This window comes from Rhodococcus sp. GB-02 (assembly GCF_053470465.1).
In genome coordinates this window covers 116,008-139,101 of sequence record NZ_JBPUKE010000005.1, presented here as the reverse complement: position 1 = coordinate 139,101, position 23,094 = coordinate 116,008, and the positions used below count along the sequence as shown (strand labels likewise).

At 61.5% G+C, this 23,094-nt stretch carries 21 protein-coding genes and 3 pseudogenes; 11 read left to right on the top strand and 13 right to left on the bottom strand.

All coding sequences use genetic code 11. The features are described 5' to 3' along the window. Window positions 1–4: 4 nt before the first annotated feature. From ACSW29_RS29710 to ACSW29_RS29685, 6 genes and pseudogenes are all read right to left on the bottom strand, one after another. A complete protein-coding gene (locus ACSW29_RS29710; protein ID WP_047270626.1) occupies window positions 5–481 on the bottom strand; it encodes a hypothetical protein in 477 nt (158 codons plus the stop codon). Window positions 482–795: 314 nt separating this feature from the next. Then, a pseudogene (locus tag ACSW29_RS29705) lies at window positions 796–1,972 on the bottom strand (IS3 family transposase). Between the two features lie 205 nt (window positions 1,973–2,177). Further along, window positions 2,178–2,866: pseudogene (locus ACSW29_RS29700) on the bottom strand (cytochrome c oxidase subunit I); the annotation flags it as partial. A 132-nt stretch (window positions 2,867–2,998) separates the two neighbouring features. Continuing rightward, on the bottom strand, window positions 2,999–4,621 hold the full coding sequence (locus ACSW29_RS29695; RefSeq protein ID WP_081377629.1) for an NlpC/P60 family protein: 1,623 nt from the start codon (window positions 4,619–4,621) through the stop codon (window positions 2,999–3,001). 255 nt (window positions 4,622–4,876) lie between these two features. Beyond that, window positions 4,877–5,728, bottom strand: coding sequence for a hypothetical protein (locus ACSW29_RS29690; protein ID WP_052959930.1), 852 nt, complete (start codon window positions 5,726–5,728; stop codon window positions 4,877–4,879). Window positions 5,729–5,978: 250 nt separating this feature from the next. Beyond that, complete coding sequence (locus ACSW29_RS29685; RefSeq protein WP_047270658.1) at window positions 5,979–6,341, bottom strand: ArsR/SmtB family transcription factor; 363 nt, start codon at window positions 6,339–6,341, stop codon at window positions 5,979–5,981. Window positions 6,342–6,442: 101 nt separating this feature from the next. Here ACSW29_RS29685 and ACSW29_RS29680 point away from each other — a divergent pair, with 101 nt between their 5' ends. Together ACSW29_RS29680 and ACSW29_RS29675 are read left to right on the top strand one after the other, a co-directional pair. After that, complete coding sequence (locus ACSW29_RS29680; RefSeq protein WP_047270622.1) at window positions 6,443–8,458, top strand: heavy metal translocating P-type ATPase; 2,016 nt, start codon at window positions 6,443–6,445, stop codon at window positions 8,456–8,458. Between the two features lie 195 nt (window positions 8,459–8,653). Further along, on the top strand, window positions 8,654–8,821 hold the full coding sequence (locus tag ACSW29_RS29675; protein ID WP_155419211.1) for a hypothetical protein: 168 nt from the start codon (window positions 8,654–8,656) through the stop codon (window positions 8,819–8,821). 272 nt (window positions 8,822–9,093) lie between these two features. Here ACSW29_RS29675 and phoU read toward each other — a convergent pair whose 3' ends face one another. The 5 genes from phoU to ccsB all read right to left on the bottom strand — a co-directional run bounded on the left by phoU (window position 9,094) and on the right by ccsB (window position 13,528). Then, window positions 9,094–9,759 carry a phosphate signaling complex protein PhoU gene (gene phoU / locus ACSW29_RS29670; protein ID WP_269578037.1) on the bottom strand — a complete coding sequence of 222 codons (666 nt, stop codon included), beginning with the start codon at window positions 9,757–9,759 and terminating at the stop codon, window positions 9,094–9,096. Window positions 9,760–9,992: 233 nt separating this feature from the next. Then, the gene (locus ACSW29_RS29665; RefSeq protein ID WP_054827431.1) at window positions 9,993–10,226 is read right to left on the bottom strand and encodes an ANTAR domain-containing protein; all 234 of its coding nucleotides are present in this window, start codon (window positions 10,224–10,226) and stop codon (window positions 9,993–9,995) included. A 1,449-nt stretch (window positions 10,227–11,675) separates the two neighbouring features. Next, the gene (locus ACSW29_RS29660; protein WP_054827429.1) at window positions 11,676–12,005 is read right to left on the bottom strand and encodes a hypothetical protein; all 330 of its coding nucleotides are present in this window, start codon (window positions 12,003–12,005) and stop codon (window positions 11,676–11,678) included. Beyond that, on the bottom strand, window positions 12,002–12,271 hold the full coding sequence (locus tag ACSW29_RS29655) for a WhiB family transcriptional regulator (protein WP_052959928.1): 270 nt from the start codon (window positions 12,269–12,271) through the stop codon (window positions 12,002–12,004). The genes ACSW29_RS29660 and ACSW29_RS29655 overlap by 4 nt, the downstream gene beginning before the upstream one ends. Window positions 12,272–12,541: 270 nt before the next feature. Further along, a complete protein-coding gene (ccsB, locus tag ACSW29_RS29650; protein ID WP_047270614.1) occupies window positions 12,542–13,528 on the bottom strand; it encodes a c-type cytochrome biogenesis protein CcsB in 987 nt (328 codons plus the stop codon). A gap of 931 nt (window positions 13,529–14,459) precedes the next feature. Between ccsB and ACSW29_RS29645 the strand changes: the two genes are divergently transcribed. Together ACSW29_RS29645 and ACSW29_RS29640 are read left to right on the top strand one after the other, a co-directional pair. Next, on the top strand, window positions 14,460–15,803 hold the full coding sequence (locus ACSW29_RS29645; protein ID WP_047270613.1) for a magnesium transporter MgtE N-terminal domain-containing protein: 1,344 nt from the start codon (window positions 14,460–14,462) through the stop codon (window positions 15,801–15,803). 43 nt (window positions 15,804–15,846) lie between these two features. Further along, entirely contained in the window at window positions 15,847–17,469 is a 1,623-nt protein-coding gene (locus ACSW29_RS29640; RefSeq protein ID WP_047270656.1) for an Nramp family divalent metal transporter, read from the top strand. Window positions 17,470–17,532: 63 nt separating this feature from the next. Here ACSW29_RS29640 and ACSW29_RS29635 read toward each other — a convergent pair. Further along, window positions 17,533–17,796 (bottom strand): annotated as a pseudogene (locus tag ACSW29_RS29635) (cytochrome b); the annotation flags it as partial. 201 nt (window positions 17,797–17,997) lie between these two features. On the opposite strand from ACSW29_RS29635, the gene ACSW29_RS29630 reads away from it, so the two are divergent. The 3 genes from ACSW29_RS29630 to ACSW29_RS29620 are packed head-to-tail and all read left to right on the top strand — an operon-like array spanning window position 17,998 to window position 18,714. Next, window positions 17,998–18,129, top strand: a complete 132-nt coding sequence (locus ACSW29_RS29630; protein ID WP_223304459.1) for a MerR family DNA-binding transcriptional regulator — start codon at window positions 17,998–18,000, stop codon at window positions 18,127–18,129. Next, complete coding sequence (locus ACSW29_RS29625; protein ID WP_223304461.1) at window positions 18,119–18,409, top strand: MerR family DNA-binding protein; 291 nt, start codon at window positions 18,119–18,121, stop codon at window positions 18,407–18,409. The genes ACSW29_RS29630 and ACSW29_RS29625 overlap by 11 nt, the downstream gene beginning before the upstream one ends. Then, on the top strand, window positions 18,406–18,714 hold the full coding sequence (locus tag ACSW29_RS29620; protein ID WP_047270607.1) for a hypothetical protein: 309 nt from the start codon (window positions 18,406–18,408) through the stop codon (window positions 18,712–18,714). Before ACSW29_RS29625 ends, ACSW29_RS29620 begins: the two co-directional genes overlap by 4 nt. 136 nt (window positions 18,715–18,850) lie before the next feature. Here the strand turns inward: ACSW29_RS29620 and ACSW29_RS29615 are convergent, their stop codons facing one another. Next, window positions 18,851–19,114 carry a DUF4229 domain-containing protein gene (locus ACSW29_RS29615; protein WP_080961187.1) on the bottom strand — a complete coding sequence of 88 codons (264 nt, stop codon included), beginning with the start codon at window positions 19,112–19,114 and terminating at the stop codon, window positions 18,851–18,853. Between the two features lie 230 nt (window positions 19,115–19,344). On the opposite strand from ACSW29_RS29615, the gene ACSW29_RS29610 reads away from it, so the two are divergent. Genes ACSW29_RS29610 through resB form a run of 4 tightly spaced genes read left to right on the top strand, consistent with a single transcriptional unit; the run spans window position 19,345 to window position 23,061 of the window. Beyond that, window positions 19,345–19,986 (top strand): TlpA family protein disulfide reductase, encoded by a 642-nt coding sequence (locus tag ACSW29_RS29610; protein WP_047270605.1) that lies wholly within the window; start codon window positions 19,345–19,347, stop codon window positions 19,984–19,986. Window positions 19,987–20,012: 26 nt separating this feature from the next. Next, the gene (locus tag ACSW29_RS29605; protein ID WP_448278964.1) at window positions 20,013–20,627 is read left to right on the top strand and encodes a TlpA disulfide reductase family protein; all 615 of its coding nucleotides are present in this window, start codon (window positions 20,013–20,015) and stop codon (window positions 20,625–20,627) included. Beyond that, entirely contained in the window at window positions 20,624–21,433 is an 810-nt protein-coding gene (locus ACSW29_RS29600; RefSeq protein WP_058228108.1) for a cytochrome c biogenesis CcdA family protein, read from the top strand. Before ACSW29_RS29605 ends, ACSW29_RS29600 begins: the two co-directional genes overlap by 4 nt. After that, window positions 21,430–23,061 (top strand): cytochrome c biogenesis protein ResB, encoded by a 1,632-nt coding sequence (gene resB / locus ACSW29_RS29595; RefSeq protein WP_448278963.1) that lies wholly within the window; start codon window positions 21,430–21,432, stop codon window positions 23,059–23,061. Before ACSW29_RS29600 ends, resB begins: the two co-directional genes overlap by 4 nt. Window positions 23,062–23,094: the final 33 nt, after the last annotated feature.

Here is a 23,094-nt window from a genome sequence, read left to right as displayed (position 1 = left end):
CGCACTAGGAGCGTTCGGGGACCGCAGTACCGATCGAGTCCTTCGACACACAAGTACGCACTCCGCACGCCCGCTCACCTTTCAACCGCTGCCGAAACGCGCCCGCCATCAAAGCCAGTGAAATCAGCCCCAGGACCGGTTGTATCGGTGCCCACAGATTCAACGCACCCGTCACACCGACAGTCATGATCACCAATTTGTTGCACACCGGACAGCCGACGGCCAACAGAGCCAGCGCATTGCTGCCAATGCCCACGCGCGAGGGTGCTGCAGAACTGGATTGCGTTCGCACATACGTCGCGAGTATCAATCCACTCAATATCGCGTTCGCGATCCACACCGGATAGTTCCACCACAGCACCGGAGTCATCCGCTGGTAGAACGAAGTCGGCACTATCCCGGTGGGGACGCCGACGATGAGCGCTGCTGCCACCGCACCTGCCGACGCAGTAATCCAACGCCAGAGCGACCAATTCGTCATCGCCGATGTCCCTCCCTCATACAGTGAACTACTAAAAGAGATAGTAGTTCACTGTATGAGACGACCGGAAACGGCAATCCTTCAACGACTTGCATCCCACCCGACAGGGGTATCACCGAGGTGCACGTGTGTGAAAGCGAAGTCTCCACGGCGATCGAATACGATGCGCGGGACAGCGGGAGTTTGCGCAGCGTCGAGGCAGGGCAACCGAGGCCCGCACCGACAAACGTGAGCGCGGTAAGAGTTCGCGTAACAACGAATCGGTCAGTGCGGCTGTCGTCTTGGTAGGACCCCGTTTGGTGAGCCACTCGCTATCAGAGAATCAATGCGTGTGAATACAGCTGGCAGCTGTACTCATTCGGAGTGCGGTAAGCCAGCGATGAATGCCGATGTCGGGTGTTGTAGTCCTCCTTCCCGTCCTCGATGACCACCCGGGCTTCGAGGAGGCTGTGGAACTCGTTCATGTTCAGGCATTCGTCACGGACTCGGTTGTTGAAGGATTCGATGTAGCCGTTCTTCCACGGCTGACCAGGGGGAACATATCCGATTCCCAGTCGGTCCTCGCAGAACGTCCGCAACGCCTCGGAGATGAATTCGGGTCCGTTGTCGCACCGCAACACCTGTGGCGGGCCGCCCCAGAGCGCGAACACTTTCTCCAGGGCGGCGACGAGATCCTCTGCCGGGATGGATCCCTCGACCATGTTGAGCACCGACTGGCGCGAATGCTCGTCCACCATTGACGCGATCTTGAACTTCCGTTCGTCGGTGGTGAAGTCGAACTGGAAGTCGATCGCCCACACCACCTTCGGTGCATGTGCCTCGGCAATCGGGGTGGTCGAAGCGTCGGCTCGTTTGCGGATTTTGCGGACCTTCACCCGCAACCCTTCCTCGCGCCAGAGACGCTGAACCTTCTTCTTTGTTAATCACCCAGCCCATGGCACGCAAGTCCGCCCACGCCCGACGAAACCCCTTGCGGGCATTCGCTTTGGCCCAGTCTCGCAACCACTTCCGCAGATCGGCGTCCGGATCGTCCGGGGTGTCTCTCGCAAGCGCTTTTCGTTGGGTGGATCGCGGTTGCCCGACGATTTTGCAGGCGAAACGCTGTGAGAGCCCCATCGTTTCCTGGAGCATGACGACAGCGTTTCGTTTGGCGGTCAGGCTCAGAATTTTCCAGTGATAATGGAATCAACCCGTTGACGGAACGGCCTGACCCAGAATTTTCCGAGCAATCTCCTTGAGTGCAGCCTTTTCGAGTTCGGCTTCGGCGAGGAGCTTCTTGAGCAGGGCGTTCTCGTTCTTGAGTTCTTTGAACTCTTTGGCGTCGTCGGCTTTCATGCCGCCATACTGCTTGCGCCAGTTGTAGAGCGTCGGCACCGAGACGTCGAGTTGTCGGGCGATTTCCTCGTCGTCGGCGCCTGTGGCGGCAAGTTCGTCGCCGTGGCGCAGTTTTCGGATGATCTGTTCGGGCGTGTGCCGTTTGCGTCCAGCCATGAGTTGCAGCCTTTCATGCCCTTGATCAGGGCGGAAGGATTCTCATAGCTTGCGGGTCACTTGATGGGGGTCATGCCAGTCTCATCCGTCGCCGGCACAGTCATCACCGAAATTGGGAACGAACTCATGGCGACTTCGTGTCCTCACTTCTTCCCGTCATACGTGCGACATATATTGCGTACACGTAGTTTGCGGACGACACGGCTCACTCGGATCCGTTTCCCGCCAGTGTGCTCGTTGTGGGATGGAACCTTCCGGTGTGAGCTTCAGCCCGAATCCGTTCCACCATGTGTGGGTGGTGCATCTCGAACGCCGGACACTCGGAGCGGATAGGGGCTCGGTGAAGTTGTGGCGTGGCGGCGGACAGCTGGTCGCCCACTCGAGAGAATTGCCATTGCCCCACGGATCGTCGACCGTGACGACTTCACCAAATCTGTAGCTCCTGAAGACGTTCCAGATGAACGGCAAGGTGAATGGTGAATGCACCCAAGACGAAGGACTCTACGGTCGAGATGGAGTTCAGTACCGCAAAGTCGTCCAAAGGTAGGTAATCCGCTTAGCGGCGCGGCATCCCCTCGACGCCGAGCCAGTGCTGCACGAGGAAGGTCATGTGGAATCCGCGAACGCCGCTTAGAAATGCCATTTGCCCAGCCACTCATCCATCACTCGGCCAGTCATCTTAGGGAACCAGAAGTAGATCCGCGCGTACGTGGTGAACACAACCGTACCGAAGACCACGTAGTGAAAATGTGCCACGCCGAAGTAACTGTCGGTGACCTGAAAATCGAACGGTGGTCTGGCCAGAAGCACCTCCGAAAGACCATCGACTAAGAAGGTGATCAAGAAACTGATCGAGAACAGCATCGGCGACTCGAAAGTCAATTGCCCCTTCCACCAATCCCGATAACGCCAACCCCACGATCCCCACATGTCCGCGCGCACGCCCGGCGAAACTCTTATGGAGACAGACGTACGCAACGATTTTCGCCGACCTCTGAAGCCAACCGTACCGCCGACGGAGAAGAGCTAGAGAAGCCTGGTCACATTGGGCACCATGCCGTCCCAACGCACCGGGGAAACCTTGACCACATCGCCGGACTGCGGGGATTCAAGCATCTGATTGTTGCCAAGGTAGAGCGCCTCGTGCTGACTTGCGTTGGGCCCGTAGAAGATCAGATCCCCTCGCTTCATCTGAGAGGCTGGAACCTGCCTTCCCGCGGTGTACTGGTACCCGGAGTAGTGCGGAAGTGAGATTCCCACACCAGCAAACGCATAGATCATGATTCCGGAACAGTCGAAGCCTGCATTTTCGAAATCACCGAAAGTGTCCGCGACTCCGCCGTCACGAATTCCGACGGTCGGCCCGTTTGCGTCTCCGCCTCCCCACGAATAGCGGACACCGAGTTGCGACATTGCCCGGTCGATGACAGTTTCGATGGCACCGTCACCGGTGACCGAATTCTGACCGTCGTCACTCACGCCACCTCCGGGCTCCGTCGTAACCGACGGAGCCTTGGTTGGAGAAGCAGGCGGTGACGGCGTAGCCGTCACCGACGTGGGAGCCCTTGTAGAAGCAGCAGACGGTGACGGCGTAGTCGTCACCGACGGCACCTTCGTCTCCGAGGAATCATCGCTGATCTGGGTATGCGGACGCTGTCTGCTGGCAATGTCCGCGGCGCGATCACGTGCAATTTGATCCGCAGCAACCCGGGTCGCAGCTTCCGATGCTGCTTGCTGCGCTGCGGCGATCGCCGCAGCGGTAGCTGCTTCCTCTGCTCTGCGCTGAGTATCCCACTGGTCGTAGACCTGACGCTGGTTCTGCAATCCCGTCGCGCTGTTTCTCGCTGCCTCCAACTCGATTTGCGCGGAATCGCGCTCCTTCATGACCACTGCCTGTTGCTCTGTTGCCGACTTCTGCGCATCCGTCACGCGCTGGATTGCTTCCATTGCGAGGGCTTTGTTGTCTTCTGCTCTGGCTGCAGCAGCGTCGGCGGTCGCCTGGGCCGCCCGTGCCACAGACTCCGTGTTCGATCGCGCCGTTCGTGCGCGCTGAAGCTCGTCCATGACCGCGTTGTGCTTCTTCGTAATCATCCGCACCAGGTCAGCTTTGGCCAAGAGATCGTCGGGGCTGTCGCTTCCGAGGAAGACGGTCAGCGAGCCGGCGGTGCTGCCTTGTCTGTAGCTGGCGGCAACGAAATCGTCGAACTGCTGTTGCGCCACCTCGATTGCCTGCCCAGCCACTCCCATGTCGGTGCGTGCAGCTGCCCCAGCAGCAGTGGCGGCCACCGCGACATCACGGGATGACTGAAGGTCCACCAACGCCTTGTTCACGTCCTCCCGCTTGATCGCAACCTGGGCGGCGATCTCAGCGAGTTGCGCATTCGCCGACGCAACGTCGTTGATCAGATCGCCGATACGGCCCAGAGTTTGATCCACGCGTGAGTCTGCCTGTTGCAACTCGGTATCGCTCGGATTCGGTGGCGGCGGCGGAACCGCCATCGCGATACCGGGAGTGGTTGCGACGATCGATCCGGCGAGAGCCAGACCAAGGACGGCGTGAGCGACTCTCGTGCGAGCATGCGTGAGTCGATTCCGTTGCCTCACAAACACCCCTCGTCCTCGACGACTCAAACTGCGCTCGACACCCATGTACTAAGGACAATAGTAGATAAACATCATCAACTGCCCCATATGACAAAAAGCGTCACATGTTTCCCTCGCGCACCACAGATCGGCTAACCGTGCTGTCGTACCGGATTGGACCAGAACGGCAATGCTCCTGACCTCGGGACCGTTCGCACCCGCTGCGTGGAATCGCCACCCCGCCTTGCTCAGGAATGTCGGGTGCACGCACGAGGCGCCGGCGGGCACATCCCGATTGTCATTGCGCCTGCTGAAGGTTCGTTACAGAGCGATGGTGATCGCCGCGGTGTGCAACTGGCCTCCTGTCTGGAACTCGATGAACAGTCGCCAGTCGCCGGATTTCGAGAGTTTCGCAGGTACATCGAATTCCGGACCTCGCTGATCGCTGTCCAGTGGCGTCAGATCAGCAAAGGCGAGAGTCTGTGCATGGATTGCAGTGACATGGACATAGGCGCCCTCGTAGCGCTGCACGTCGGATCCCTGCTCGTCGCCTCCGGCAATGTCCACCGTGAGCTCTCCCGACTGGCCGGGTGTGAGTTTCCCCGCGACCGTGAGCGTGTAGCCGTCGACCGAGGTCGACGGCATGGCGTGTGGAAGCCTTTCCGGAGTCCCCTCCCCAGGAACTGTGACCAGCTGCGAAAGCACCTGCGTTTCAGAGGTTTTCCCGCTAAGAGCCCTAAACTGGGCGTATACGCGGTATCTCCCGGGTACGAGGCCTGAGATCGGGGCGCTCCACGTGCCGTCGCCAGCCATGATCGGATGCAGATGCGCGAATCTCGTCGAGTCATCCCGAATGAAATACAGATGCATGAGCTGGCCTTGCTCTGCCTCGTACTCGGTTACCGCGCCACCCCCTGAATCGTCGATTCGGAATCTCCACGTCGTGGCTTGACCGGCGGGAATCATCGAATCATCAGTAATCAGCGCCATATCGGAGGTGCTGGACTCGAGCCCATTCATCACTGCCGAGGGTTCGCCGGCCTTGCTCGACGATGACTGAAGGGAAGGCTCCGCACTATCGGTACCGCTGTTCGTGCAGGCCGTGAGTGATGTCACGGCGGCGGCGACCACAGCCGCCACCGTCATGTACCGAGGCAGACTGCGAATATCCATCGGGTTGGATCGCTTTCTTTGTTCCACCGACCAAGGGAGGAGATGTCAGGGGTCGAAATGAAGGGTAGCCCGATCAGGAGATTGCCGATTGATCAACACATTCATCTCGCCCCAGCGAGTAGATCGAGGTTGGTAACACCACTGCAGCATGAGCTTCAGCGAGTGTGTCGCCGCACGCACTGATCACCTGGTCGTCGGACGCGCCGCCGAGGGACTCCGGCGTCGATTGGCCACATATGGGGTGAGCTCTTTACAGGGCAGGGATCGGGTCGTCGGCGATTCCGAGCCCGAGATGTTCGATGTGATAGACCGCTTCGTCGAGAAGCATCGCCACATGATTGTCGTACAGGCTGTACACGACGTTGCGGCCCTGCCGCGTCCCCGTCACCAACCCCATCGCACGCAGCAGTCGCAGTTGATGCGAGACAGCGGACTGCTCCATCCCCACCGCCTCCACCAGGTCACCCACAGAACACGCCCCGTGCCGCAGCCGAGTCAACATCCGCAGTCGACTCGGCGTCGCCAACGCCTGCAACGTGGCAGCCACCGTCGCGGCCGACTCCGCATCGAGCTGCGCGGGCGGTGTGGACGTGCCTTCGACTCCGTGACCCATGTGAAGCATCTTACCCATCATGATTACATGAAGAGGTCTTCATGTTTTCCTGTATCGTGGCGTTCGTTCCTACCCCCCTGCCCCCAGCCGGAAGCCGTGCCATGACCACCCCTGTACGCAGCGATCCACACACCGAGCCCGCGGCGCCCCGGGCCGCAACCGCCGTCCGCACCCGGCCGTTCGCACTCCCGGAAGTGCGGTGGGCAGCCATCGCGACCGGGCTGTTCGTCCTCGGGCTTGCCGCTCAGTTCGGCGGTGCCCCGACCTGGCTGTGGTGGACGCTGTATCTGGGCTGCTACGTCACCGGCGGGTGGGAGCCCGCACTGGCGGGCTTGCAGGCGCTTCGAGAGAAAACCCTCGACGTCGACCTGCTCATGATCGTCGCCGCGATCGGCGCCGCGGCGATCGGCCAGGTCCTCGACGGCGGCCTGCTGATCGTCATCTTCGCCACCTCCGGCGCGTTGGAAGCATTCCTGACCCAGCGCACCGCCGACTCGGTGCGCAGCCTGCTCGATCTTGCTCCCGAACGTGCCACCGTCATCGGCCCTGACGGGCACGAAACCATGGTGGATGCGGCGTCGTTGACGGCAGGTGATGTGATCGTCGTCCGGCCGGGCGAGCGGATCGGCGGCGACGGCCGGATCATCTCCGGAAGCAGCGATGTCGATCAGGCCTCGATCACAGGAGAACCCCTACCAGTGGCAAAACATCGCGATGACGAGGTGTTCGCCGGAACCCTCAACGGGACCGGCACTCTGCGAATCCGGATCGATCACGCGGCATCGGAGACGGTCGTCGCGCGGATCGTGGCGATGGTCGAAGAAGCGTCCGCCACCAAAGCGAAGTCGCAGCTGTTCATCGAGAAGGTCGAGCAGTACTACTCGGTCGGAGTCGTGGCCGCGACCCTCGCAGTGTTCTTCATCCCGTTCGCGCTCGGCGGCGCCCTGCAACCGTCGCTGCTGCGAGCGATGACGTTCATGATCGTCGCCTCCCCGTGCGCAGTCGTGCTGGCCACGATGCCGCCGCTACTGGCGGCGATGGCCAACGCCGGCCGCAACGGCGTGTTGGTCAAATCCGCCGTCGTGATGGAGCAGCTCGGTTCGGTCACCACCGTCGCATTCGACAAAACCGGAACCCTCACCAAGGGGTCCCCGGCCCTGACGGACATCCGGCCGATGAGCGGGGCGAACCTCGCCGCCGACGAGCTGCTCACGTTCGCCGCCGCGGCCGAGCATCCCAGTGAGCACCCGCTCGCTGACGCGGTCGTCGCCGCTGCCCGCCAACGCGGGTTGCAGGTGCCCCCTGTCGAAGAGTTCGACTCCGCCCCCGGCCGGGGAGTGCGAGCACGCCTGAACGGTCGCCGGATTCAGGTCGGCAGCCCCGCACACCTGCTTCCAGCGGCGTCGGCCGCGATCGCGGACCGTGCCACGGCGCAAGCGATGTCTGCGGCCGCCGAAATGGAAGCCGGCGGAAAGACCGCGATCGTGGTGATTGTCGACGCCGCACCGATCGGAGTACTCGGACTGGCCGATCAACTCCGCGACGGCGCCCGCGACGTCGTCGACGAACTGACCACCCTCACCGGACACACTCCGGTTCTACTGACCGGCGACAATCCCCGCGCCGCCGCTGCGCTCGCCGCACAGGTCGGGATCACCGACATGCGAGCCGGACTCCTCCCCGAGGACAAGGTCACCGCCGTCGCCGACCTCGAACGCAGCGGCGCGAAAGTGCTACTGGTCGGTGACGGTGTCAACGACGCCCCCGCACTCGCCGCCGCGCACACCGGCATCGCCATGGGCCGCGCCGGATCCGACCTCGCACTCGACACCGCCGACGCCGTCATCGTCCGTGACGAACTCGCCACCATCGCGCGCGTGATCGCCCTCTCACGCCGTGCCCGGCGCATCGTGATCGCCAACCTCGCGATCGCCGCCACCTTCATCACCACCCTCGTCCTGTGGGACCTGTTCGGGCACTTACCGTTACCCCTCGGCGTCGCCGGACACGAAGGCTCCACCGTCATCGTCGGACTCAACGGAATGCGACTACTTTCCCAACGCGCGTGGCGCTACGAGACAGGCAACCTCGGGTGGCGCCGGGCTCGATCCATCTAGAGAAGAGGTACATCTCCCAAGCAAAGGTCGTCCGCCTTCGATTGCCTGCGCGCTACGTAGTGGCGAAGGGAACCCGCGAGTTTTGCCGCGGGACGCCGTCAATGGACCACCCGCCATGAGCAATCTACTATTGACGATAGTAGGTTGTTGATCGACACTGTCCCAGACCGCTCGATCCGAGCATAGGAGAACTCCATGAGCTTGGCGCCGTTCCTCGTCGTAGTTCTCGGAATTCCAGCAGGAATGGCCGCCATAATTGGACTGATGACCGCGGGCAACGAGAGAAAGAGCCGAGTTGACCGACCGATGCGACGCATGCGCGCGGAGATCAGTCGACTCAATTCGGAGAACGCCGCACAGTAGCCCGGCACGGCATCGACCATGCTCACCGCCGATACACTCGTGCTGCATCTCATCTCGCAACCACGAGCGGGACCACGGACGTGGGGTCAAGATCCTTCCTCGGGAGAGGCGACGTCGTGCAGCCAAGGTCGGGCGCGAGAATCGAACTCCCAACGCAACACCAAATCGGATCTCATCACACTGTCCACGTCTTCCGACTGACCAGACAGCCGGCTTCCACATCGGGGCCGGAATGCGTCATCTCCCCTCCTGACATCCCGGCAAGCTTCAACCTACGGAAGGAGCGCGTCGGGTCGGGCGGGGAGTCGACCGGTTTCGAGGAAGATGATGCGTCGTCCGATTTCCACAGTGTGGTCGCAGAATCGTTCGTAGAACCGTCCGAGCAGGGTGATGTCGACAGCAGCTTGCACTCCGTGCGGCCATTGTTGGGCTTGGGTGACGGTGAACAGGCGCCGGTGCAGTTCGTCCATGACCGTGTCGGCGGCCACAAGCTCTTGCGCGTGAGCAGAATCGACGTGCCGCAGTATTACCTGGGTTTCGGTCGCCCGAGCCACTGCTGTCCTTCCCATGTCCGCTACGACTGCCCGCGCTTCGGGCGGTACGGCCGACGTCGGGTGGCGCAGGCGCGCGATCTTGGCGATGTGGACGGCCAGTGCGCCCATACGTTGCAGACTTGCGGCGATGTGCAAACCGCCAACGGTAAATCGGAGGTCATGTGCCACAGGGGCTTGTAAGGCGAGAAGTGAGAATGACTTGTGTTCCCAGTCGGAGGCGGCCCGCTCGAGGTCGGTGTTCGCGTCGAGTACTCGCTCGGCGGTGCGAAGGTCGGCATCGAGGAGGGCTGCCGTTGCCTCCGACATCGCTGTCACGGTGAGCCCGCACATCGACGCCAGGCCACACGAGAGGTCGTCGGGGCTGTCGGCGAAATGTGTGCGCATCTCATCACCCTAGATGTGTACCCAGCGGTTGTTTCGTCTTCAGTTCGATCCGGGGCATCGGGTCCATTGCGCCTCTTCTCGGCCTCCGTCCGGGCAATACCGTTTCTGTGCCCGCCGGTGACGGGTAGAAATGGATTGAAGCCGACAGCCGTAATGGGTGCTGTCGGCGAGGTGCCTGTGGTTAAGCAGTCAGCCGCAGGTGCCGACCACAACGCGATTCAGTCTGTCATCGGTCACAAACCGAGCAGCAGCTGATCGAATTGCGAACGCAACCCACCGAGTAGAGCGAAGTCTGCGCGAACACGGGCGCTCAACTGCTCGGACACCTGGCGGAGTTTGACGTTCTTCTGCTCCAAGCGCCAGATGAGAATGTCGAAGGCCCGCTCCGCGGAAATTCCGTACACGATCATCAGCATCACTTTGGCCTGCTCGATCGCTCCACGGGAGCTACTGATCTCATCGACCAACTCGTCGACCGACTCCCTGACCCATGCGGTCGAGCGTTTCGGTGACGTCTATGTAAAGACCGGCACTACCGATTACTTCGTCGTTGCCGCCGAGGATGCTGTCGCCCACCACGATTCACCGATCTCGTCACACCATTTGTGTCGACGATGCGATGTCTACTACTGAACGGCCCAAACTGGTCGCCGCCGGCACCGCCCTCTACGAGGCGTGAGGCATTATCTTCCTCGAAGACCAACTCGCGGAAGCCCGCCGCATCAACACCGAACTTCAACAGCAAGAAAGCGGACCCGGCGCATCACCCGAATACGCCCAGCACCTCCGACATCACCCCTCCCCCAATACTCTCCGCTACGCCACCACACCCACCTTCGCGGACTGCATCTTCACAGGGCGGATCTGTCCGAGCGGAAACGTCAGGAGTCGAACGCAGACAATGCTTTCGCTACAGTCGATCAATGCAGCACCATCCCGACGTGGCGTTGCACTCGGCCCACCGAACGCGATGTCGCGCAGGCCGAAAATTCGGTGGGCCGCCTCTGACTGCGCGCCCGTCGACCCTGACACCGGGCCGCACGGCCCATCAGGTCGGACGTCTCACCCTGACCTGGTGAACCACGGTGGAACTGTGTCCCCCCAACTGGCGAAAACACATACCCTCGCTCGGCCGCCGAAAACATGGGTACAGAAGAATTTCACCCCGGACAGCGCCTAGGAACCTTCGATCTTGCCGCAACGCCTGGCCGGGGGCAACGCCTAGAACACACACTCGTCTACGCGACCCCCATGGTGGCAGACATGGATTGATGGTGTCGACGTGTGCTCAGCACGTACCCGTGCGATCGCGTCGCGTTTCACTCGCGAGTGCATGGCAGCATTTTCCGAAATGAGGAGAGTGGGGCAAAGCACCACGGCAAACAGGACAAACCTCACCTCGACCGCCCGCGAAGCGTACGGCCTAGTCGTACACGTCCGGGAGCGGGCGCCGGCATCTACCGGTCTCATCGGTCCTCTGCCTTGTATGGTCGTCGAGACTGCCCTCCCGGCGTCAGCGCCCCATCGGTTGGGTAGAGCACATATGGTCCTGCAATGATGCACGGCCCAATCTCGCAGTTGCACCGAAAGCTCGCTCTCACTCGTCGATCTCGGCCAGAGAACCACGAACGGCACGGAGGACCTCACGAGATCAGTCCGAAAGCGAACTCCATGCCACCACAGCATTTTTCGCCGTGTCGCAAAGTCAAGACGGTCGGTGCTACGCCTGCAGCGCAAGTTTTCCAATCTGTAACTTCGATTATCTGTGCGCTAGCCGCCGAAAAGCAGTCCAGTGCAAGCCGAACCTCTACGCAATACAGTCAGGAGAACCTGATGACACCACACCCGAAGAGGGAGCATCACCGTGATCCGTCAAACGCCTGAGTCCGCGGGCGTGAGTGGTTTCAGCGACCGCCTCAGTGCTCGTTGATCCCAGGCCCTTGATGAGTGTGTATTGCGCACCGATTCGACACCGTAAAATCGACCGGGAAGCCATGCAGTGCAGTTATTCGCGTAACACGCGAATCTCGGATCTCTCCATCCCAGGCATCGTCGTGATCGCGCGCAGCGGGAGTTGGCATGCCATGTTCGAGCCCACGAGCTTTCATTTCCCCGTTCACATAGTAGAACCGCGCCTTTTGATTCGGGGTGTGGCGATCAAACCTGTCGTACAAGTATTGGTACTCCGCGACCAGGTCATCGCCCGTCATTCGGTAAACCGACAGAGGCGCCTCGTCATTCGTCATCGAATCGCCTCCTTGATACAGCGGCGCCGCAAGAGAATCTCGAAGACCATTCCCCGGCCGAGCGGACTTCGCAACGTGGATTTGCGGTTGACCCACGGGACAATTACACACCTGTCTCCGACGGGGTCAAAGGATGATCCCAGCTTTCGATCGGCTTCGGTCATGCCACCCCAGGTTCCGTACGGCTCACCAGCACCCAGGGCATACTCGCGACAACTACCGAGCAGGGGCAGTTCTGACAAATCCGCCGAGTCGGCGAATCCCACCGGCTTCCAGCAGTAAGACCACCCTCCACCGGCACTCGAACCTCGCCTTCCGTCACGCCCTCACCCGAATAACCTATAACCAAACCCGTGACTGCATTCAAACAAGCAGCAGGAAGGCAAGACACGAAGGAACCCCCCGCCGCCTCGAACGCACCAGTCGCGCCCCGCGACGTAGCCTACGAAGATCATTCTTTGGGCACTCATACGTTGTCTTCGCTTCGAACGCCACCGTGGACGTGCCCGTCGCGCTTCAATTCGATCACGAATCGCTCAGCTCAGACCGGCGTAGGAGTGCAATCCGGACACGACCATGTTGATGATGAACAGATTGAACAGCATCGAGACGAATCCTGCGATGTTTATCCAAGCGGCTTTGGTCTCGCGCCAACCTGCGGTCGCTCGGGCGTGGAGGTAGGCGGCGTAAATCACCCAGGCGATAAACGACATCGTCTCTTTGGGATCCCACCCCCAGAACCGACCCCAGGCTGCCTCCGCCCAGATCGCGCCGAGGATGACTCCGATACCAAAGAGAGGGAAGCCGACGATGACGGTTCTGTAGGCCAACCGGTCGAGTGTCTGGGCGTCGGGCAAACGACGAGCCATCGAACCTACAGGCCCGCGGCGCTCCGCGCCGGCGGGCTGTCGGATCCGTAGTAGGAACGCGAGGCTGGCCACGCCGGAAACCAGGAAGACGCCGCTGCCGATGCTGACGATTGTGACATGGATCGGAAGCCAGTAGGACTGCAGAGCCGGAACGACAGGCGCTGCGTCGGCGTAGAGCAGGGTTGCCGCAACGAACATCAGGATTAGGACCGGCGCCAGAAGAAAAACCCACATCGCGCGGTATGTCTGCCCACGCAGAAACACGATGCCAGTCGCCGTTGCGGCCGCGGTGGCCATGGTGACGAACTCGTACATGTTGCCCAACGGGAAACGTCCGGTTGCGAAGCCACGCAACACGATCGACACAAGGTGCAGTCCCAAGCCCACGACGAGAACCGCGGCACCCATGTTGCCGAGACGCTCGGGCACTGGCTTCGGCGGAGCCGAAACGATCCGTCCGGGCACTTCCGGCGACGGCGCCGAGACTCCCCCTGCCGCCACAAGCTTCCTGCTCCCCAACTCGAACCGGTGGACGTGGTCGGTGCGTGTCGCGGCGTAGTGCCAGATCAGCAACACGAGGGCTAACAGATACACGGCGAAGGCCGACTGGAACGACAGGTCACTCAGCCTGGCAATGGTTTGGTTGATGGGCACGGTGGGTCCTCTCCTGAGCCATCCGGGTTCTCAGATCAGATGCGGCCGCACCCGTCCAGCGAGTTTCTACTACTCGTACGTCATTCGTGGTCCATTAATCCGTGCCGCAGACTTGGCAGAATCGCACAACCTACAATTCCGTCTGGGATGCGCCGGACCCGCCGTACGCGTCATTGCCCGACCTCGGCGCACTGCGGTTTCGATCAGTCGTCCGTTCAGATCAGCATGCCCGTAGAGGTCGGCGAGGGCACATATTGACTACTATGCCCGATAGTAGTCAATGTTGTGTGGCTCAACGGGGAGTCACCCGGAAAATGAGGCTGCCGTCGGATACCGCGTTCCGCGGCGCTGAGTGATATGCCAAACCCCTCAGGGCGCAAGGGCTCGCTGACGCAACGAACATTGCCATGTCACCGAGCGAACACGTTGACGCATTGATCTGCTGACCGACCCTCCGGGGACGCGACTTCGCGCTCACGGCAACGCTTCTAGGTGCACTGGACCACGTGCGCGATAGATGGGCGGATGTATGAATACGCTCACCAAAGGCGGGGTCGACCGTGCATCCGCATTGAGCCTCTGCTCCGACAACCTCACAACCCGAACCGCTACGCCAGAAGTCGCCGAGCTTGAGAGTCGCCCCAAACGGCTCCCAAACCGGACTTTACATGCATAGGTGCGCATGTAACAATACCGGAGCGGGAAGGCTTGTCCGCGAAGCGAGAAGGTGGCGTGCTTGAAGTTTTGGTCGCGAGTTTCAACCATGCAGATGCGTCGTCACCGGCGAACTGAGTCGCAACTGACCGAGCCGCGCCGAACTTAGGCCACGCTTGTCCGTCCACCGACCTTTCAATCGGACATCAATAGCCGTCGCGCGAGTGTGCGCATCCTGCGTGGCTCGTCCCACCACCCACCGACGCGAGGAGTGCCGATGACCGAGTCAGCGACCGACGGAGCCCCCACGCATCCGGTGATCCATCTCTCACAGCTACTGAAGCGACCAGTGATCGCACGGAATGGGGACATCGTCGGCGCCCTAGACGATCTGATCGTGCGATTGCTCGGCGTGGACACCTACCCGACGGTATCCGGGCTGGTAGTCAATGTCGGTGGTCGGCGAGTGTACGTTTCTGTCGAACGGATCGAGCACCTCGACGGGGACCGGGTGATGCTGGCGCAGAACAAGGTGGACCTGCGCGGGTTCGAGCGCCGCGAGGGCGAGGTACTGCTGCGTTCCGACGTCCTTGGCCATCGGCTGATCGACGTCCCGGCCGCGGAGCTGGTGCACGCCTACGACATCGAACTCGAGAACCCCGGTCACGGGTGGGTACTCGCACGGCTCGACACTCGCCGCCCGGCCCGGTTCTTCGGCTTAATCAAATCCCATGGAGGACACGCCAGTCGGGATTGGAAAGCGTTCGAACCCTTGATCGGCCACAAACACAGCATGGTAGTGCGGCGGGTCGGCGGGCGAGTCGGCACCCTTAAACCGGCGCAGATTGCAGATCTGCTCGAGGGCGCAGACAAGCGCGAGGGTGGGGAAATCCTTGACCGCGTCCACACCGACCCCGAGCTTGAGGCGGACGTTTTCGAAGAGCTCGACCCGGGCAAGGCCAACAAGCTGCTCGCCGACATGAGCGACGTCGAGGTGGCCGGTGTGCTTGGTCTCATGCGCGCAGACGACGCCGCCGACGCAGTCGCAGAGTTACGACAGTCCCGCCGTCGACGAGTGCTCGATCTGATGCCGGCCGGCCAACGCACGAAGGTGATCACACTAATGGGGTTCAATTCGTCCAGCGCCGGCGGCCTGATGAGCGTCGACGTCATCTCCTGCGCCGCCACCGCCACTGCGGCGCAGGCCCTGTCGGCAATCTCAGCAGCACGGTCCATGCAGCCCGAGGCTCTGCTGAAGGTGCACGTGCTCACCGACGCCGGCCGGCTGATCGGGGTGGCGTCGGTCATCCGGCTGCTGCAATCGGAGTCGGTGACCCCGATCGTCGACATCATGGACACCGACCCTGTGCGCGTGACCCCCGTGGCGGACCTAACCGAGGTGGCGGTGCTGATGGCCGACTATAACCTCGCGACGATCCCAGTCGTCGACGATGCCGACCACGTCGTCGGCGTGGTCACCGTCGACGATGTCCTCGAGGCCTCCATCCCCGACGACTGGCGACGGCGAGAACCTGCACCGAGGCCCATCGTCGAGCGCGCCACCGACCACCCTACGACCAACACCACCTCCACAGATCCAGGCGGTGATGACCGTGGCTGAACCCGAGATCACCGACGCCACCCCGGCACATACGCCTGTCGGTATGCCTGAACCGCGACCGTCCGCAGTCCTCGATTCCGCGCACCTCGGCGACATCGAGGGGGCGCTCGGAAGAATCAGTTTGTCCGACAAGGAATCTCGCCGCACTTTCAAGGCTCGGATGCTGACCATGTTGGCGATCGTCGGGCCTGGCCTCATCGTCATGGTCGGTGACAACGACGCCGGCGGTGTTGCCACCTACGCGCAGGCCGGCCAGAACTACGGGTACTCGCTGCTTTGGGTGTTGCTATTGTTGATTCCAGTGCTGATCGTCAACCAGGAGATGGTTGTCCGACTCGGGGCGGTGACCGGGGTGGGGCATGCCCGGCTGATAAACGAGCGCTTCGGCCGCGGGTGGGGCTGGTTCTCGGTCGGCGATCTGTTCGTATTGAACTTCCTGACCATCGTCGCCGAGTTCATCGGAGTTTCACTGGCCGCCAGCTACTTCGGCGTCTCACGGTACATCGTCGTGCCGACCGCTGCGGTCGCGTTGATCGCGATCATGGCCACCGGCAGCTTCCGCCGCTGGGAACGTGCGATGTTCGTCTTCATCGCCGTCACGGCGGTACAGATCCCGATGCTGCTGCTCTCACACCCAGACTGGGGTCGCGCTGCCCGAGACTTCGCGATTCCGGGCGTCCGAGGCGGGATCACCTCGGACGCGGTGTTGTTGATTATCGCAATCGTCGGCACCACTGTCGCGCCGTGGCAACTGTTCTTCCAACAGTCCAACATCATCGACAAACGGATCACCCCGCGGTTCATCAGCTACGAACGAGCCGACACCGTCCTCGGGGCGCTGGTCGTCGTCGCCGGCGCAGCGGCATTGATGATGACCGCCGACTACGCCGCCCGCTCAACTGGCAGTGTCGGAGAATTCGTGGACGCCGGCGACATCGCGCGCCTACTCAGCGCGAATGGTTCCGTCCTCGGCCCGATCTTCGCGATCGTGCTTCTCGACGCCTCGATCATCGGTGCCGCTGCGGTCACTCTGTCGACCAGCTACGCCTTCGGTGACGTGTTCGGGATCAGCCACTCGCTACACCGAGGGTTCAAGGAGGCCAAACCCTTCTACCTCTCATACGGTGCCATGGTCCTCCTTGCCGCGGGGATCGTGCTGATCCCCGGCGCACCGCTTGGACTGATCACTACCGCCGTGCAGGCTCTTGCCGGACTGCTCCTGCCCAGCGCGAGCGTGTTCCTGTTGCTGCTGTGCAACGACCGGCAAGTACTCGGACCCTGGATTAATCCGCGCTGGCTCAACCTCGTCGCCGGGCTGATCGTCGCGGTCCTGCTGATGCTCTCGGGAATCCTCATGGCCACCACCGTTTTTCCCGACCTCAACGTGGTGACCGCCTCAATATACCTAGGGATAGCGTTGGTCGTCGCTGGCATCGTCGCAACAGTTGGCGTGCGGTGGCTCGACCGGCGCCGCGGCGTAGTCACCGCTCTGCCCCCTGACGTCGGGCGAGAGGCAAAGATGCAGTGGCGGATGCCGCCGCTGACGCTGCTCGAACCGGTCGTGTGGTCCTCCGGAACGAAACTGGGCATGCTGGCCTTGCGGGGCTACCTCGTCATCGGCGCGATACTTCTCGTGGTCAAGGCTATTCAACTCGGCAGCCGATAGGATGCCGAGCCGCAGCCAAATGAGAGTGCGAGTACCAGCAGCTCGGGAGTCACCACCACGCGGGATGCCGGTCTCGATGCCGTGCTCGAGAACCTCACGGTCGCTGCGCCGCAGACCCAGGCAGAACCGGTAGGTGACGAAGAACGCGATCGGGGGGCAGCAGCACCATGCCGATTCGGCCGATCCACATCATCGCGTTCAGCGAGATGTTGAACTTGTACGCAATGATGTCGTTGACGCAGGGGATCGTCAGACCAGGTAGAACGCGATGACCATCGCGCCGATCGCGGTGCGGACCGGAACGTCCCGCGGACGCTGCAGCAGGTTTGCCTGCGTGCGGTGGTAGTCGGAGATTCAGCACCGATCGCAGGGCTCGCGGGTTCGGATGCTGCGCTTCCTCGTCGTGGTCGTGGTACTGATGGCCGACTATAAACTCGCGACAATCCCAGTCGTCGGCGTGGTCACCGTCGACGATGTCCTGCCGCCGGGCAGAACAACTTGACTCCGTAGCCGGGTACAGGGTTCACAATGGCAACATGCGTAGCAGTGAACTGGCCACCCTCACGGGTGAATGTGCAGACGTTGCGGTACTACGAACGGCGCGGACTCCTGCAGCAGCCTCCACGATCCGCCTCGGGATACCGCTCATATCCGGGATGAGGCGGTCGAGATTATCCGGTTCGTCAAACGCACCCAGGAACACGGCTTCAGCCTCGAGGAGATCAACGAACTTCTCCACCTCTACGGTGGCGGACCGGACGATTGCGACGCAGCGCGGAGACTCGCCCAGAAGAAGATCGCCGAGCTCGACGAAAAGATCCGAGATCTGCAATGCATGCGGGCCTCATTGACCGAATTCGCTTCCACCTGTGCACTACCGCGAGCTGACCGGCACTGCCCCATGCTCCAGACATTGCACACCGACGAAGGAACACCATGATTCAACTCGAAATTTTGCAAGTCCTGGACTGCCCCAACGTGCCGCTCCTCGAACAACGAATCGAGCAAGCTCTCGCGGGTGTATCGATCGAATGGGAACTGCGCCACCTGGTCATCGAGGATTCCCAATCAGCAGCACTCGCGGGTATGGCCGGGTCTCCGACGTTGCTCGTCGACGGCCACGATCCCTTAGCCGAGTCAAATCAGATCCCGAGCGTGTCCTGCAGGCTCTATCGCGATGCCGCGGGCGCTGTCGACGGCGCTCCTACTGTGTCGGCGCTGAGGAGAGCATTCGGAATGGATTGACCAACGTGGACAGTCGTTGACTGCTGCTCCGAATTCGGCTTCGGCAGCAGCGATCGCCGCGACCTAGCCCCTTCCCGGGTGACACCGGGGGATGAAGGAGGCTTCATCTATGCCGGCGTGGCCGCGGGAAACTTCTTCACGCGGTGCGCGACGCGCGACGCCTCTCATCTACGACCATCACCTCGTCGTTGATCCGGCGTCGCAACGATCGGAATGCGATCGCAGAGATGGCGAATCCGAGCAGCAAGGCCCCGAACAGTGACAAAGCGCCGGGGATTTCGAGGTCGAATACGGCGTTGATTCCCATGACGATCACTGCGAGCCCAGCGATCAGGGCGAGTCGAGCTGCGGTGTAGTACACCATCAATCGCACAAGCTTCGACCGTGCGATTCGTGTCATTCGCGTCGGCGGCCCTTGATGTGAATCCAGTGCTGGAATTTCGGGGCGGGCCGACGAGCTGGGACGACCCTCCGGGGCGGATTGACGTTTCACAGTGCTCGATTCAATAGTTGGACTCGGGCCCCTGCCGCTGCTGAGCGAGGGCCGGTGGAAGAACCAATATAGCTACTATGCACAATAGTAGTTCAGTGTTGTTCCCCGATTCGCCGCACCATACTTGGAGGAAGTGTATGCAGGCACGGTCGCGATGGCTCATGTTCTTCTTGGCCGTGATCGCCCTCCTTGTCGTGGCAATCTGGCCTCGATCCGAACCAACCGAATCCCACTCCCCAACCCGACCGCAAATGCCCCCGGCCGCATCCCAAGACGACGGCGAAGCTCTCGACCCGAGCTTCACATCTGCGACCGCAGCAGCGAAGGTTTCCTGCCCTGCGGCCCCGGCGGCACCGCCCGTGAACGGAAAACTCCGGGGAATCAAAGCGACGTGTCTTGGCGAGAGCACTGAAGTCGACCTCGGCGCAGCGCTGTCCGGGGAACCCACCTTGATCAATCTCTGGGCTTCGTGGTGTGGGCCGTGTCGATCGGAGATCCCGGTTCTGAACGATTACGCAGGCAGCCCCGGCGCCATCCGTGTGGTCGGCGTCAATGTCCAGGACGACATGTCAGCAGCACTAGCACTTCTCACGGACGCCGGCGTGCGCTATCCCTCGTTCGCCGCCATCGACGACGTCGGAATTGCACTGTCGGCGCCGCCAGTTCTGCCGCTGAGCTTCCTCGTCCAACGTGACGGGTCCGTCGACCAGGTCACAGCCCCCATGGTTTTCGAAAACACGGACCAAATACGCTCCGCCGTAAGTGAGTTGATGAAATGACAGTCCCCACACCCACGCGACAACGGATGCACCGCACCCCCCGAGCGCATGCCCATCCCCTCTCACTCATTGCTATCCTCACCGCGGTGGTCGTCGCCGCAAGTGGGTGCGCGAGCGGTACCGACGCGGTCGCTTCGGGTGCGAACTTCGATTTCGTCTCGCCTGGGGGGCAAACCGATATCTTGTACGACCCACCCGAGTCGCGAAATAGAATCGGCGCATTGGCCGGGCCTGACCTTATGACCGACGGTAACGATATCTCACTGACTGACTACGCAGATCAGATCGTCGTGATCAATCTGTGGGGACAATGGTGCGCCCCATGCCGCTCCGAGGCCGACGATCTCGAACGCGCCTACGAAGCAACCAAAGACCTCGGCGTTCAGTTTCTCGGGATCAATGTTCGAGATCCTCAACGTGACAAAGCTCAGGACTTCGTCGTCGACAACAACGTGAGCTACCCCTCGATCTACGACCCGTCGATGAGGACCTTGACAGCGCTCGGCGGAAACTATCCGACGAGCGTGATTCCCTCCACGTTGGTGTTGGATCGTCAGCATCGCGTCGCCGCAGTGTTCCTTCGTGCACTTCTCACCGAGGATCTACAGCCTGTCATCGAGCGTGTGGCGGCCGAACGGTGAACGACTTTGCCCAAGGCATCGGGTCCAGCTTCCAGACCGCCGCCTCGAGCGGTCCGTTGCTGCTCGCCGTAGCGGCGTGCGTTTTGGCCGGTCTGGTCTCTTTCGCCTCACCGTGCGTGGTGCCACTGGTTCCCGGATACCTGTCGTATCTAGCCGGCATTTCCGGAGCTGATTCTCCGGCGGTGACCCCTGAAGACGCGACCACGAGACCCGCAGCAGGCAGATGGCGGGTGACAGGCGCGGCAACGATGTTCGTCGCGGGATTCACGGTGGTGTTCGTTTTCGCCACCGCATCGGTATTCGGCGTGATCAGCACCCTGCGCATCAACGAAGACCTGCTCCAACGGGTGGGCGGGGTGATCACCATCGTGATGGGGTTGACCTTCATCGGCCTTATTCCTGCCCTGCAGAAAGACGCACGATTCGCGCCGCGACGAATCTCCTCCCTTGCCGGCGCACCTTTGTTGGGGGGCGTGTTCGCGTTGGGCTGGACACCATGTCTCGGCCCCACTCTCGCAGGGGTTCTTTCGGTGGCGGCCGGAACTCAAGGCACGACGGCAGCGCGCGGGGTGCTGCTGATCGTCGCCTACTGTCTAGGACTTGGATTACCGTTTATCGTGCTGGCGTTCGGGTCGGTGAAAGCGCTCCGAGGCGTCGGATGGCTCAAACGCCATTCACGAACGATTCAGATCGTCGGCGGAATAATGCTCGTCGCTGTCGGTCTGGCACTGGTCACCGGTGTGTGGGGCGTGTTCATCGGCTGGTTGCGCAACGAGTTTGTCAGTTCGGTCGTGTTGCCGATATGACAGAGAGTGTCCCCACGGGAGCTCGCATCCGTCGCCTCCCGAGACTGATTATCCGAGAAAGCATTCGAATGCTGCGCCAGTACTGGCGCAGATTGACGTCGATGAGTACCGCGCTCGTGCTCCTGTTCCTCTTGGCGCTGGCAGCACTCCCCGGAGCAATGCTGCCTCAGCGAAATCTCAACGTGCAGAAAGTGTCCCAGTACATTGCGGCCCAACCAACCCTTGGCCCACTGTTCGACAAGCTGGAGTTGTTCGACGTCTTTTCCAGTTTCTGGTTCACCGCAATCTACGTTCTCCTGTTTCTCTCTCTCATCGGCTGCCTGTTTCCACGCTTGCGGGCGCATCTCGGCGCACTCAGGAGCCAACCTGTACGAGCACCTCGGAATCTGTCCAGGTTGCCGCACCATTTCCACGGCGAGGTAGATATCTCTCACGACGAGGCCTTGACGAGAGTGCGCCGGTCTCTCAAGGGTTGGCGCATCGCAGTCAATCCCGAAAATGATTCCGGAGTATCGGTTTCGGCGGAGAAGGGATATCTGCGCGAGGCCGGGAATCTGGTGTTCCACTTCTCGCTGATCGGGTTGCTCGTCACCGTCGCCATCGGCAAGCTGGTGGGGTACGAGGGTTCGGTCATCGTCATTGCCGACGGCGGTCCTGGATTCTGCAACACCTCACCCGCTGTGTACGACTCATTTCGCGCGGGAAGTGCAACTGACGGCACGGGTCTCGCACCGTTCTGCATCAAGGTCAACGACTTTTCCGCGGACTATCTCGATACTGGTCAGGCCGAAATGTTCACCTCCAACATCTCATACCAGAGCGGGCAGGACATCGCGACCAATACCTGGAAAGACTATCGTCTTCGAGTCAACGAACCGCTGCGTACCGATGGCGCCCGCGTCTATCTGACCGGCCACGGGTACGCGCCGCAGTTCACCGTCACTTTCCCCGATGGCCAGTCCCGTACCGAGACAATGCAGTTTCAACCGGACGACGCGGTGACGTTTCTCAGCAGTGGGGCGTTGCGGTTCGATCCACCCGGCGGTTCGTTCCCCGATCCGAACGAGCGCCGGAAGAATCAGATCGCCATCGAGGGACTCTTCGCGCCGACCGCTTCCTTCAGTGGGACGCTCCTGACTTCGTCGTTTCCCGACGCACGTGACCCTGCGGTCGCGATCGACATCTACAAGGGCGATACGGGTCTGGACACCGGCATCCCGCAATCGATCTTCTCGTTGAACAAGGAAATGATCAACCAAGGAAGGCTGGTCAAACAAGATCGTGTGAACCTCCGCCCTGGAGAGACGCGGACTCTCACCGATGGAACACAGGTTCGGTTCGACGGCGCCAAGGAATTCGCCAATCTACAGGTGTCGTACGACCCTGCGCAACAGTGGGTTCTCGTCTTTGCGATCACGATGATGCTCGGACTTCTGACCTCGCTCGTGATCAGGAGGCGGCGAGTGTGGATCCGCCTACGCCCGGGGACGGGACCGGAGCAGGCTGATCTCGAACTCGGTGGACTCGCGCGGACCGATCATGCCGGCTGGGGCGGCGAATTCGACGATCTCTGTGAGAAATTGTTGACTGACCAGCGCAGTTCTCCTTCTACGAGAGCGGGCCTGTGAGGGTCCTTTCGGTCGACCGTGCGATCACTGCCG